The following is a 13,247-nucleotide window of genomic DNA, read 5'->3' on the forward strand; positions in this document are numbered from 1 at the left end:
TTTTCAAGAGTTTTTAAAAAATTTGAATAAAAACTGGCTTTTAACTTAATTTAATTATTGAATTAACTCCATGTTTTGCGCTGCTGCTAATTATCATTCGTAATATGTAGATTTTAATGAACAGGGGGATGGCTCCTTATTTCTGTAAAATATTTGTGGAATAAATATAGAGTACTGTTAAACTTTTATACCTTTAAAAACCTTTTTTAAAACATACGATTATAAACAGATAGAAGTATTTTATTTGATCGTATAGCATGTATAGAAACAAACAAAAGCTCTTTTGGGCTTTGGGCTTATCGCTATTATTTAGCACGGCATCTCCTGCGACAAGTTTTGTTGCTGCAGGGACATTAAAACAACAAACTCAAGAAGATTCTGTCCGGGTTCAATCGGTGCAGAAGATTAATCCCACTACAGTCCAAATCAAATTCAGTAACGATCAATTATTATTGGTTGATTTTTATGCTGACAATATTTTCAGGTTATTTCAGGACAATAAATCTGCTGTGCTGAGGGACCCGCAGGCAGAGCCAGCTGCCCAGATCTTGGTAAATAATCCTCGGAAGAAGCTGCACAATTTTGAAGTCAATGAGAAAGATGGTTCCTGGTTTATTTCCAGTAAGGAAGCCGCGATGGAAATCAGCAAAGCAAATGGCCTATTTAAGATCTACAACATCAAGAATAAGCAATTGGTAACCCAATCAATTGCCCCAATAGCATTCAACAAGAAGAAAGTTAGTCTTCAGTTAGCTGAAGATCCAACGGAATACTTTTATGGTGGTGGTGTGCAGAACGGTCGTTTTTCCCATAAAGGAAAATCCATCGCTATCGAGAATACCAATAATTGGACAGATGGGGGTGTAGCCTCGCCAACTCCCTTTTATTGGTCAACTAAAGGCTACGGTATGATGTGGTACACCTTTAAGAAAGGGAAGTATGATTTTGGCAATACTGAAAAAGGAAAGGTAAAGCTTAGCCATGATACCGATTATCTGGACTTGTTTTTTATGGTCAGCGATAATCCGGTCGGAGTATTGAACGATTTCTATCAGTTAACCGGAAACCCCATATTGTTGCCAAAGTTTGGTTTTTATGAAGGGCACCTGAATGCCTACAACCGCGACTTTTGGAAGGAAGATGAAAAAGGCGTTTTATTCGAAGATGGGAAACGGTATAAGGAAAGCCAAAAGGATGAAGGCGGTACCAAGGAATCATTGAACGGCGAAAAGAACAATTATCAATTTTCAGCAAGAGCGGTTATTGATCGGTATCAACAGCATGATATGCCATTGGGTTGGATATTGCCGAATGATGGATATGGAGCCGGATATGGGCAAGAGAAAACATTAGATGGAAATATCCAAAACCTTAAATCATTAGGTGAATACGCTCGTTCAAAAGGCGTGGAGATAGGGCTTTGGACGCAATCAGATCTGCATCCAAAGGATAGTATAGATGCCTTGCTGCAAAGGGATATCGTGAAAGAGGTTCGTGATGCTGGGGTTCGTGTTTTAAAAACAGATGTGGCCTGGGTCGGTGCGGGATATTCCTTCGGGTTGAACGGTGTTGCCGATGTGGGACATATCATGCCATATTATGGCAATGATGCACGTCCATTTATTATCTCATTGGATGGCTGGGCAGGTACGCAACGATATGCTGGTATCTGGTCTGGAGATCAGACCGGAGGGCAATGGGAGTATATACGATTCCATATTCCGACCTATATTGGTTCTGGTTTGTCGGGGCAACCTAATATCACTTCCGATATGGATGGTATTTTCGGCGGAAAGAACACAAAGGTGAATACAAGAGATTTCCAATGGAAGACCTTTACACCGATGGAATTGAATATGGACGGCTGGGGTTCGAATGAAAAATACCCACATGCTCTAGGTGAACCTTTTACATCGATCAACAGAAACTATCTGAAGTTGAAATCTGAGCTTTTGCCCTATGCATACAGTATAGCAAAGGAGGCCATTGATGGAAAACCCATGATCCGCGCGATGATGCTGGATTATCCTAACCCTTATACCCAAGGTTCTGCCACGCAATATCAATTCCTGTATGGACCTTTTATTTTGGTTGCTCCAATCTATCAGGAAACCAAAGTTGATTCCTTAGGGAATGATATACGTAACGGTATTTACCTTCCAGAAGGAAATTGGATAGATTATTTCTCTGGCGACCTCTATGCAGGGAACACCATCGTGAATAATTTTGATGCTCCGATATGGAAAACACCGGTCTTTATTAAGGCCGGTGCAATTATTCCACGGGTAAACCCTAATAACAATGTCCAAGAAATCAATAAAAAGCACAGGATATATGAAATTTATCCTGCTGGAAAATCACATTTCTACGAATATGATGATGATGGATTTACTCAAGCTTATTTAAATAAAGAGGGGGTTTATACATGCATTGAATCGGATGCTGAAAAGAAGGCAGAGGTGAAGATTCTGGTTCATAATGCCGAAGGTGATTTTAAAGGTTTTGAGAAGGAAAAGAGCACAGAGTTTTGGGTCAATATGACCAAAAAGCCAAAGAAGATTGCGGTGAAAGTTGGAAAGAAAAACTTAAAACTGAAGGAGGTGAATTCTAAGGCAGAATTTGAGCGTTCAAATAATGTGTACTATTATGAGGGAAGGCCGAATTTGAATGCTTTCTCTTCCAAAGGCTCCCTATTTGAGCATACAGAGATCATTAAGAATCCACAGTTATTGGTGAAAGTTGAGGAAACTGATGTTACCATAAATTCGATCAGTTTAACAATTCAAGGCTTTGAATATGCGCCAGTAGATCGCTTTAAAAAATCGACAGGGGTACTCAGCGCACCGAGTACCGTTAGCATTTCAGAGGAAAAGACAAAGGCTTATACTTTAGAGCCAACATGGGATCGGGTAGAGCATGCAGACTATTATGAAATAGAATTTGATGGACAGCAGTATAGTTATATCCAAGACAATCATCTCCTGTTTGAAGGATTGAAACCTGAAACCAATTATAATTTCAAGATCAGGTCGGTAAACAAGGACGGTGTTTCAAATTGGAAGGAATTTGAACAGACTACCAAATCGAATCCATTGCAATTTGCCATAACAGGATTATCTGCTGAAACATCTGTGCCTAATCAAGGATCAGAGGGAGTTGATAATTTGGTGGATTTTGATGAGGGTAATATGTGGCATACGAAGTGGGGACAGAAGGCAGTTCCATTTGATTTGATAGTGGACCTGAACAGTTTTAACCAGTTGGATAAGTTTCAATATTTACCAAGATCTGGAAGAGGAAATGGAATCTTGTTGGAAGGTAAGGTGGAATTCAGCAATGATAAGGAGGTGTGGACTGAAGCCGGTGGTTTCAAATGGGAGAACAATGATAGTATGAAGGAATTCAGCTTTAGGGACCAGCCGAAAGCAAGGTTTGTGAAGTTGAAAGTTTCTAAAGCTGTTGGAGATTTTGGTTCTGGAAGGGAGTTATATGTGTTTAAGGTTCCTGGAACGGATAGTTACCGTCCTGGTGATATCAATAATGACCGATTGATCGATATCAATGACCTGACTTCCTATACCAACTATACAGGTTTGAGAATGGGAGATGCCGACTTTGAGGGCTACGTGAGCAATGGAGACATCAACAAAAATGGGTTGATTGACGCGTATGATATTTCAGCTGTTGCTACGAAGTTAGAAGGGGGCGTTGAGTTAGATCCGAAGGAAGAGCTTTCAGGATCACTGAAGGTTTCTGCATCTAAATCTAATTTCAGCAAGGATGATATCGTGGAAGTTCACGTGAAAGCAGATAACTTGAAGGATGTCAATGCATTCTCATTTGCCCTGCCATATAATCCTCAAGATTTTGAATTCGTAGGAATTGACAATCATCTCGCAAAACAAATGAACAATATGACCAATGACAGATTGCATAGCAATGGTCAGAAAGCCTTATACCCTACATTTGTGAACTTAGGTGATAAGGAAGTCATCAACTCCAAAGATGGTTTGATCCTAACCATAAAATTGAAGGCTAAACGTGCTGGTCAGTTTAATTTGAAAGCCAAGGATGTCATGATCGTTAGTAAGAGCATGAAGACACTAGGCTCAAGGCAATAGACACTAGACATCAGACACAAGAGCCTTTCTAAGGGGGGAAGTTTGAATTTAGTCTGCTGTTTTAGGACGGCTGAAAATTCTACTGTCTTGTATCTTATGTCTTAAGTCTAAAAACCAGGAAAGGCCAGATTAATCTGGCCTTTCCTGGTTTTAATAATTCACTTATGCTAGAACGAATTGTAAGTCAGCTTGGAATTTCACGTCTTCACTCACCATTACACCACCAGTTTCAAGGGCAGCATTCCAAGTTAATCCGAAGTCATTACGGTTGATTTTACCAGAAACGGTATAACCAGCTTTTTGGTTGCCCCAAGGGTTTTACCAATTCCACCGAATTCTACATCGAAAGTAACAGGTTTGGTCACATCTTTTATTGTTAAGTCACCAGTTAATTTGAATTCATCGTCATCTACTTTTTCGATTCCAGTGGAAACAAATTTGATATCTGGGAATTGAGATACAGCGAAGAAATCTTCACTTTTTAAGTGTTGATCACGTTGGCTGTTTTTAGTGTTGATGGAATCAGCTTTGATTTCTACTGATACATGTTTTGCAGCATCTAGTACATCTTCGCTATTTTCTACACTAACATTGAAGTTTTCAAAATGACCTTTTACTGTGGAGATCATCATGTGTTTTACTTTAAATTCGATTTCGCTGTGTGCGGTATCTAAGTTCCAATTTGCCATAATATTATTCTCTTTATTTATTCTCTATTTGTTTTTGTTCAACAAAGATGAGGGGAAATTTATTCTTGCACATTGATGTATGTTAAGAAATGGAATGTTAATTAAAATATTTAGAATAGTGGGCAAGAATTTATTCGCGATTTCCTTTGCTATTCATATTTCCTCTTTACAGGGATATTGAACTTGGTCTTTACTCTAGGTTAAATTTACGACAAAAGGCATAATTATCACTAATGGAATGATTGATAATAAAAATTAAATAATTGATAATGAATTACTGACGGAATTATGACGGTTAAAATCTGTTAAAGCCATTTGAATTATTATTCCACATAGTATATTTGCCTTCAAATGAAAACGATTGTCACATTTGTACTTTTTTTCTTCTTCCTGTTAATAAGGAGTGGGAACAGTCATGAGGTAATCAATCATTCTGATAGACCCGCTATCAGTTTTATGGAGAACTTTGCTGGCAGTATTAGCCCAGCTCAGCAACATGAGTTTCAAAAGTTAAAATACACGCAAACAAATTCTAATGGATTAGGAGGGCATGCAGAGCATATCCTTTTAGAACAAGAATCTGAGTATTTCCAACTGTGGAAGGACTATCATCTTCAGATGGCTTTCTATTCTTGTCTGATTGCCTTTTCCTTTCTGTTGTTTTTTCCAAAAAAAACACATCAGAAATCTACGGATTTTATCCTCGATAATAATCCCAATCCTATTTTCATTTCTCAACGCTCCTTGAGAATTTAATACCCTTGATACTTCAATGGTCATTGGCATTTTATGCTGTTGATTTGATGGTATCTTAATTATTATTTTCTTAAGCACTAACAATCTTCATTGACTATTGAATGTCCTTATCCCTCATTTGGGTTCAAGCCCATTTTACATTCAAAAACTTTAAAAAAATCTTTAAAACAAAATGAAGAGAGTTGTCATGCTCATGAGTTCACTGGCTGTACTGTGCCTAGTGTCTTGCAATGAAAAAAAAGAAGAAAAGGAAGAGGCTTTCAGATACACTGTAACCTCTCCGGCAGAAATTGACACGAGCTTTAACAAAGAGTATGTGTCCCAGATTAAATCTGTAAGAAATATTGAATTGCGTGCGCTGGAGAAAGGATATCTCGAGCAAATCTATGTCGATGAAGGCCAAACGGTCAGAAAGGGTCAATTGCTGTTCCGTATCAAGCCTACCATGTACCAAGCCGAACTGAACAAACAAATGGCTGAGGTTGAAGTCGCGCAGATCGAAGTTCAGAATACCCAAAACCTGTCTGATAAGAATATCGTATCGCCGAATGAACTGGCAATGGCAAAAGCGAAACTGGAACGGGCAAAGGCTGAGGCAGCGATAGCAAAAATACACTTAAACTTTACAGAGGTTAGAGCACCATTTGATGGTACTATTGATAGGATTCCATTGAAATTGGGAAGTTTGGTTGATGAAGGGGAGCTATTGACGAGCTTGTCGGACAACTCGCAGATGTTTGCCTATTTCAATGTCTCCGAACCCGAGTATCTAGATTATCAACGCAATGTGGCCAACCGTGCCGATAATCACGTTTCCCTATTGTTGGCGAACAATGAAGAGTTAGAACATAAGGGCATGGTGGAAACCATTGAAGGAGAGTTCGATATCGAAACCGGTAATATCGCTTTCCGTGCTCGATTCCCTAACCCGAATAAATTACTGCGGAACGGAGAGACTGGAAAGGTCTTGATGAAAGTTCCAATGAAGCGTGCCCTATTGATTCCACAAAAGGCAACTTACGAAGTTCAAGATAAAAAGTATGTATTCATGATCGGCAAGGATGGAAAAGTCGTTTCGCAACCGATCAAGATCAGTGCTTCGCTACCCGATCTATATGTCGTTGCGGGAGGAATTGCGCCGAACGATAAGATCCTTCTAGAAGGATTGCAAAAAGTTAAGGATGGCGAAAAGATCAAATATGAGTATGTGGAGCCGAAAGATGCCATCTCAAATTTAAAGATCAGAACAGAATAAGTTGTAAGGAAAAAAATAGAATAACATGTTTAACAGATTTATAAATAGACCGGTACTTTCTATTGTCATATCCCTTATTATCGTATTCTTAGGGGTATTGGCCATGACACAATTGCCAGTAACACAATTTCCGTCAATCTCTCCACCGAAGGTAAATGTGAAAGCAGAATATCCAGGTGCGAATGGAGAGTTGATGATCAAAGCCGTCATCATCCCATTAGAAAGGGCAATCAATGGGGTGCCCGGCATGAAATATATGGCTTCCGATGCCGGAAATGATGGGGAAGCCAGTATTCAGATCGTTTTTGATTTAGGGACCGACCCTAACCAAGCCTCCGTCAATGTACAGAACAGGGTAGCTTCGGTAGTCAATAAGCTTCCACCGATTGTGGTCCGTGAAGGGGTAAAAATAACCCGAGAGGAATCCAATATGTTGATGTACATCAATATGTACAGTGACGAAAAGGATTTAGATGGGAATTTCATGTACAACTTTGCGGATATCAATGTGGTGTCAGAGTTGAGGCGTGTTCCAGGTGTGGGTGTCGCCGATATCTTGGGAAACAGGGAATATGCCATGCGTATTTGGTTGAAACCCGATCGGATGACAGCCTATAAGGTTTCTTCAGAAGAAGTGATGAAAGCCCTTGAGGAACAGAGCCTAGAAGCTTCTCCAGGTCGAGCCGGTGAGTCTTCGGGTATAAAATCCCAATCCTTTGAGTATATCCTAAAGTATTCCGGACGTTTTACGACGGAGGAGGAATATGGCAATATCATCCTTAAGGTAAATCCAAATGGGGAGATCTTGAGATTGAAAGATGTAGCCGATATACATTTCGGTTCTGCCATGTACGATATCTACTCCACCTTGAACGGGAGACCTTCTGCAGCGATTGTCCTGAAACAATCCTATGGAAGTAATGCCTCTCAGGTAATCAAGGATGTCAAAGCGAAAATGGAAGAGCTGCAGCAATCTTTTCCCAAAGGGCTGCACTATGAGATAAGTTACGATGTATCCAAATTCTTGGATGCTTCTATGGAAAAGGTAGTACATACCTTGGTCGAAGCCTTTATTTTGGTGGCTTTGGTGGTATTTCTGTTTTTAGGGGATTTACGATCGACCTTGATCCCGACGATTGCCGTTCCTGTGTCTTTGATCGGAGCATTCTTGTTTATGCAATTTTTTGGGATCAGCATCAACTTGATCACCCTTTTTGCCTTGGTGCTGGCTATTGGGGTGGTCGTTGATGATGCGATCGTCGTCATCGAGGCAGTGCACAAGAAGATGGAGGAACACCATGTATCGGCCTATAAAGCAACCAAAAAGGCTATGCATGAAATTGCAGGTGCAATTATCGCGATTACCTTTTTGATGGCTGCGGTGTTTATTCCTGTAGCCTTTATGTCGGGACCTGTCGGCATCTTTTACCGTCAGTTCTCGATTACCATGGCGACCTCCATTATCCTTTCGGGTATTGTGGCATTGACCTTGACTCCGGCATTATGTGCCATTCTCCTAAAGAACAACCATGGAAAGCCTCGTAAGAAATCCATCGTTGATAAATTTCTGGATTCCTTCAATAGAGGATTTGACAATATGCAGAACCGCTATGTCAAGTTGCTGAGTAAGATTGTAAACAAACGCATATTAACCTTCCTGATATTGATCGGTTTTTGTATTGGAGCCTATTTCCTAAATAATAGTGTGCCTTCAGGCTTTATCCCCAATGAAGACCAAGGGATGATTTATGCCATTATACAGACCCCACCAGGATCAACCTTGGAACGGACAAATAAGGCTGCATTGGATTTGCAGAAAGAAGCAGAGGATATCGATGGTGTAGCATCCGTTTCTTCACTTGCAGGTTATGAAATCCTGAATGAAGGTACGGCAGCAAATACCGGGACACTATTGATCAATTTGAAAGGTTGGGAAGAAAGGAAGGAATCTGCTTTAGAGATCATTGAGCAATTGGAGAAAAGTGCTGAAAACATTCCTGGAGCATCCATTGAGTTCTTCCAACCACCAGCAGTACCTGGTTATGGAGCAGCCGGAGGATTTGAATTGAGGTTGTTGGATAAAACCGGTAACAATGATTTCCAGAAAATGGAACAGGTGAGCAAGGATTTTGTGAAGGAGTTGAACAATAGGCCAGAACTGGCATCTGTATTTACATTCTTTAGTGCAAGTTTTCCGCAATACCTTTTAAAAATCGATAATGAAGTAGCTCAACAAAAGGGTATTTCCATAGATAATGCGATGACCACCCTGTCTACCTTGGTAGGATCGAACTATGAAACCAACTTCATCAAGTTCGATAGACAATATAAGGTCATGGTTCAGGCTTTACCTCAATATAGAGCTTTGCCTGAGGATATCTTAAAGCTATATGCCAAAAATGATAAAGGCGAAATGGTGCCATTTTCTGAGTTTATGCATATGGAAAAGGTATATGGACTTTCAGAGATTACCCGACATAATATGTATTTGGCATCAGAGATTTCTGGGTCAGCGAAACAGGGCTTTAGTTCTGGCGAAGCGATCAATGTAGTAAATGAAGTTGCTCTGAAAAGCTTGCCACGTGGCTATGCCATTGATTGGGCGGGTATTTCGAAGGATGAGGTAGCCCGTGGTAACCAGGCCATTTATATATTCATGATCTGTTTAGGCTTTGTCTATTTGATTTTGGCAGCGCAATATGAGAGTTTTATCCTCCCATTTGCTGTGATACTTTCCCTACCTGTCGGAATCTTCGGTGCCTTTTTCCTATTGAAACTGTTGCATCTTGAGAATAACATCTATGCGCAGGTTGCACTGGTCATGCTGATCGGTCTGCTGGGTAAGAATGCCGTATTGATCGTGGAGTTCGCTGTTCAGAAACATCAAGAAGGCCTGAGCATTTTTGAAGCAGCCATGGAAGGTGCAAAAGTCCGTTTCAGACCGATCTTGATGACCTCATTTGCATTTATTGCAGGATTGATTCCATTAGTCCTGGCTACGGGTCCAGGTGCTATTGGGAACCGAACGATTGGTACCGCGGCGGCAGGAGGGATGCTGTTCGGTACCATCTTCGGGGTCCTTGTGATCCCGGGATTGTACTTTATTTTCGGGACAATCGCCTCCAAACGTAAATTGATTAAACAAGAAGACGAAAACCCTTTATCTGAAGAAATCGATGGAAAATAAAAAATATAACTGCTTCAATTGGGTTGCCGTCGGAATATTGGCACTTTCTGTATCAAGCTGTAAAGTGCCTCAGGCAACGCAGAAGAAAGAAAATAAAGTAATGCCGACCAGTTTTGTGGATTCATTGGCCAGCCAAGATACCACAAACTCAGGCAACGTGAAATGGAGGGAGTTCTTTACAGATCCAAACCTGATTTCATTGATCGATACTGCTTTAAAGAATAATCAGGAACTGAACATTACCCTTCAGGAACTGGAGATTGCCAAGAATGATATCATGCTCCGAAAAGGAGCATTGAAACCTATCGTGGGCATTGGAGCTGGGGGGGGAGTCGAAAAAGTGTGTCGCTATACCTCGCAAGGAGCAGGTGATGCTTCCACAGAAATTACTCCTGGACATGAGATGCCCGATCCCTTAGGTGATCTAAATGTTTCTGTTTTTGCCCATTGGGAGGTTGATATCTGGCGAAAGTTAAAAGATTCTGAACAGGCAGCGGTAAACCGTTATTTGGCAACCGTGGAAGGTAAGAACTTTGTGCTGAGCAGCCTGATTGCTGAAGTGGCCAATTCCTATTATGAGTTATTGGCCTTGGATAATCAACTGTCCATCATTCGTCAGAACATTCAGCTGCAGGAAAAAGCCTTGGAGGTCGTGAAGATCCAAAAGGAAGCAACCCGGGTAACGGAATTGGCTGTTAAAAAGTTTGAGGCAGAGGTTGCAAAAACCAAGGGAATGGAATTTTCTACTTTGCAACAGATCAAGGAAACGGAAAACAGGATCAATTTTCTCTTAGGTAGGTATCCGCAGGAAATTGCAAGAAACCAAGCTAATTTCATTGATCTAGTTCCTGCAACAGTGAGAACGGGGATTCCAAGTCAATTGCTGAATAACCGCCCTGATATCCTACAGGCAGAGCATGAACTTGCTGCGTCAAAATTGGATGTTCAGGTGGCCAGAAAGGAATTCTATCCTTCACTGGATATCTCAGCTGCTTTTGGACTTCAGGCATTTAAACCATCTTATCTTTTCAGGTTGCCGGAATCCTTGTTATATAATTTAGCGGGGGACCTTACTGCACCACTTTTGAATAAGAACGCCATCAAGGCGGATTTCAATTCCGCAAATGCAAGGCAGATCCAAGCCATCTATAATTATGAACGGACCCTGTTGAATGCTTTCACCGAAGTATCTACCCAGCTGTCCAATATTGACAATTTGGAGAAAGGATATGTCTATAAGAACCAAGAAGTGGATGCATTGAATAAATCCATTGATGTATCCAATGAACTCTTCAAGTCTGCAAGGGCAGATTATTTAGAAGTTTTGATGACACAAAGGGACGTATTGGATGCAAAGCTCGAATTAATCGAAACAAAAAAACAACAACTCAATGCAGTTGTTAATGTATATAAAGCATTAGGAGGGGGGTGGAAATAAACTTCCTTCTAATATTATTAGGGTTAGTTTTCAAGGGAGCGGTAATTCTGCTCCCTTTTTATTTTTAGCATTGTTGATGTAGTAATTTTTATATATTTGGCGATTATTTATTAACCCATTAACAAATCATTATGCTTAAAATTACAAAGAGTCTTTTCTTGTTAACTCTAATTACTATTATTCATTTGCATTCCAATGCCCAGTCTAATCCATTTTCTATCGGAGCACATTTAGAATGGAACATGGAGTCGCCCACCTATGCCAAGCTATATTCGGTCAATGCTAAATATGATTTCAGAGAAAGACAAGCTATTCAAGCTCAGGTAGGATTAGGTGATTATGATGTTTACTATATAGGTGCCGATTATCTATATACCGTATTGCTCTTGAAAAAGATGCCGAGTGTGTTTGTGGGGGCAGGATTAGGTTTTGAAGGGATTCGCGGAACGGATGCTAATGATATTATCATAAATGCGCAGGCTGGATTCCAGTTCGACATCAAGAAGTTTTCTCCTTTTGTGGGATACAAACCTAAGTTTTATTTTGAAGCAGAAGGAATTGATCCATCTACGATTTTTATAGGATTACGTTATAGAATTTAAGATATTATTTAAAAGCACCTGTACTTTGTTATAGGTGTTTTTGCTTTTAGAGTACTGAAGATTTCCTAGGGATCAATTTAGTCTTTAGTTCAATGGTTTCATATTCCTCAATTGGGTATTTGGCATTGATCAGCTCCACTAACTTTTGGAAGGCAATCATTCCAATCTCTTCTGTAGGTTGAACCACTGTGGAAAGGGACGGGTTAAGGGAGTTTGGAATCCTAATATTGGAGAAGCCAATGACTGAAACCTCTTCGGGAACCTTGATGTTCATTTCAGCTAATATGCCCAAGGTCAGGGTGGTGATGTCATCGGTTGCACCAAAGATGGCATTGACCATGTTTCCTGTAGATTTTAGATAGTTCAGCTTTTTTATGATTGAATCTTCGATTTCATCATGTTTGCTATAGTCACATTCTAGGTAAAAATTATTATCAAATTCTATCTTATGGTCTTTCAGGCATTTCTGGAACCCTACTAATCTGGCTTCCGAAACTCCTATGTTTTTACCCGTGATATGTAAAATATTCTTCCTTCCAGAGTTCAGGAGGTGTTCGGTGGCATCATAGGCGCTCAGTTGGTTGTCGATTCCAACCTTATGGGTTTGCAGGTCATGGTTTACCCGGTCAAATAGAACCACCGGGATCCCCGAATCCTGTAGGCTCTTTAATTGTTCATAATTTGAATTGAAAGAAACAGGGGATATCAAAAGGCCATCAATTCCACGCATCTTTAGCACCTCAATGGCATGCTTTTCCAAATTGACATCATCACGGCTCTGCATGATGATGATATCATATTTATCAATTTGGGATCCCTTATGGATCCCATCAAGGACTTGGGAGATAAACGTATTGCTGATATTAAAAACGATGACACCAATCGTGTTGGTCTTGCCTGTTTTCAATGTCCGAGCGACCTTGTTAGGGACATAGTTATGTTTTTCAGCATAGTCTTTTACCATTTTTTTAGTAGACTCACTGATTTCATAACTATCTGATAGAGACTTGGAAACGGTAGAAATAGATAGTTTTAAGTCTCTGGCAATATCCTTTAAAGTCTTACGTTCTGTCATAATTAGTTCATCCTGAAATGATCCTGATAGGGAGATTTCTAAAAATTTAAATAAACAAATTTTAAATGATTTTGGCAATTTATTCTTCCTTTTTAATAAAAAGACATCCAATTTAAGTTAAATT

The 13,247-nt window shown here is 40.0% G+C and carries 9 protein-coding genes; 6 read left to right on the plus strand and 3 right to left on the minus strand.

What is annotated here, in order from left to right; translation table 11 throughout:
* The first annotated feature begins 257 nt into the window (after positions 1–257).
* Positions 258–4,121 (plus strand): TIM-barrel domain-containing protein, encoded by a 3,864-nt coding sequence (locus ACWIB3_RS15835; RefSeq protein WP_454292098.1) that lies wholly within the window; start codon positions 258–260, stop codon positions 4,119–4,121.
* A gap of 162 nt (positions 4,122–4,283) precedes the next feature.
* Here the strand turns inward: ACWIB3_RS15835 and ACWIB3_RS15840 are convergent, their stop codons facing one another.
* Both ACWIB3_RS15840 and ACWIB3_RS15845 read right to left on the minus strand, forming a co-directional pair.
* The gene (locus tag ACWIB3_RS15840; RefSeq protein ID WP_454292125.1) at positions 4,284–4,394 is read right to left on the minus strand and encodes a hypothetical protein; all 111 of its coding nucleotides are present in this window, start codon (positions 4,392–4,394) and stop codon (positions 4,284–4,286) included.
* A complete protein-coding gene (locus ACWIB3_RS15845; RefSeq protein WP_454292099.1) occupies positions 4,370–4,810 on the minus strand; it encodes a YceI family protein in 441 nt (146 codons plus the stop codon). The genes ACWIB3_RS15840 and ACWIB3_RS15845 overlap by 25 nt, the downstream gene beginning before the upstream one ends.
* Positions 4,811–5,161: 351 nt before the next feature.
* On the opposite strand from ACWIB3_RS15845, the gene ACWIB3_RS15850 reads away from it, so the two are divergent.
* The 5 genes from ACWIB3_RS15850 (at position 5,162) to ACWIB3_RS15870 (ending at position 12,048) form a co-directional block, all read left to right on the plus strand.
* Positions 5,162–5,566, plus strand: coding sequence for a hypothetical protein (locus ACWIB3_RS15850; protein ID WP_454292100.1), 405 nt, complete (start codon positions 5,162–5,164; stop codon positions 5,564–5,566).
* A gap of 172 nt (positions 5,567–5,738) precedes the next feature.
* The gene (locus ACWIB3_RS15855) at positions 5,739–6,821 is read left to right on the plus strand and encodes an efflux RND transporter periplasmic adaptor subunit (RefSeq protein WP_454292101.1); all 1,083 of its coding nucleotides are present in this window, start codon (positions 5,739–5,741) and stop codon (positions 6,819–6,821) included.
* 25 nt (positions 6,822–6,846) lie between these two features.
* A complete protein-coding gene (locus ACWIB3_RS15860) occupies positions 6,847–10,008 on the plus strand; it encodes an efflux RND transporter permease subunit (RefSeq protein ID WP_454292102.1) in 3,162 nt (1,053 codons plus the stop codon).
* Complete coding sequence (locus ACWIB3_RS15865; RefSeq protein ID WP_454292103.1) at positions 9,998–11,446, plus strand: TolC family protein; 1,449 nt, start codon at positions 9,998–10,000, stop codon at positions 11,444–11,446. The genes ACWIB3_RS15860 and ACWIB3_RS15865 overlap by 11 nt, the downstream gene beginning before the upstream one ends.
* Before the next feature lie 131 nt (positions 11,447–11,577).
* Positions 11,578–12,048, plus strand: a complete 471-nt coding sequence (locus tag ACWIB3_RS15870) for a hypothetical protein (protein WP_313262186.1) — start codon at positions 11,578–11,580, stop codon at positions 12,046–12,048.
* 46 nt (positions 12,049–12,094) lie between these two features.
* Here the strand turns inward: ACWIB3_RS15870 and ACWIB3_RS15875 are convergent, their stop codons facing one another.
* A complete protein-coding gene (locus ACWIB3_RS15875; RefSeq protein WP_185213824.1) occupies positions 12,095–13,123 on the minus strand; it encodes a LacI family DNA-binding transcriptional regulator in 1,029 nt (342 codons plus the stop codon).
* Positions 13,124–13,247 lie beyond the last annotated feature (124 nt).

The organism is Sphingobacterium sp. NPDC055431, from assembly GCF_053644255.1.

Coding starts and splice junctions, on each gene's coding strand:
- ACWIB3_RS15850 (WP_454292100.1), top strand. CDS start 5,162: ATGAAAACGATTGTCACATTTGTACTTTTTTTCTTCTTCCTGTTAATA.
- ACWIB3_RS15865 (WP_454292103.1), top strand. CDS start 9,998: ATGGAAAATAAAAAATATAACTGCTTCAATTGGGTTGCCGTCGGAATA.
- ACWIB3_RS15860 (WP_454292102.1), top strand. CDS start 6,847: ATGTTTAACAGATTTATAAATAGACCGGTACTTTCTATTGTCATATCC.
- ACWIB3_RS15845 (WP_454292099.1), bottom strand. CDS start 4,810: ATGGCAAATTGGAACTTAGATACCGCACACAGCGAAATCGAATTTAAA.
- ACWIB3_RS15855 (WP_454292101.1), top strand. CDS start 5,739: ATGAAGAGAGTTGTCATGCTCATGAGTTCACTGGCTGTACTGTGCCTA.
- ACWIB3_RS15835 (WP_454292098.1), top strand. CDS start 258: ATGTATAGAAACAAACAAAAGCTCTTTTGGGCTTTGGGCTTATCGCTA.
- ACWIB3_RS15875 (WP_185213824.1), bottom strand. CDS start 13,123: ATGACAGAACGTAAGACTTTAAAGGATATTGCCAGAGACTTAAAACTA.
- ACWIB3_RS15870 (WP_313262186.1), top strand. CDS start 11,578: ATGCTTAAAATTACAAAGAGTCTTTTCTTGTTAACTCTAATTACTATT.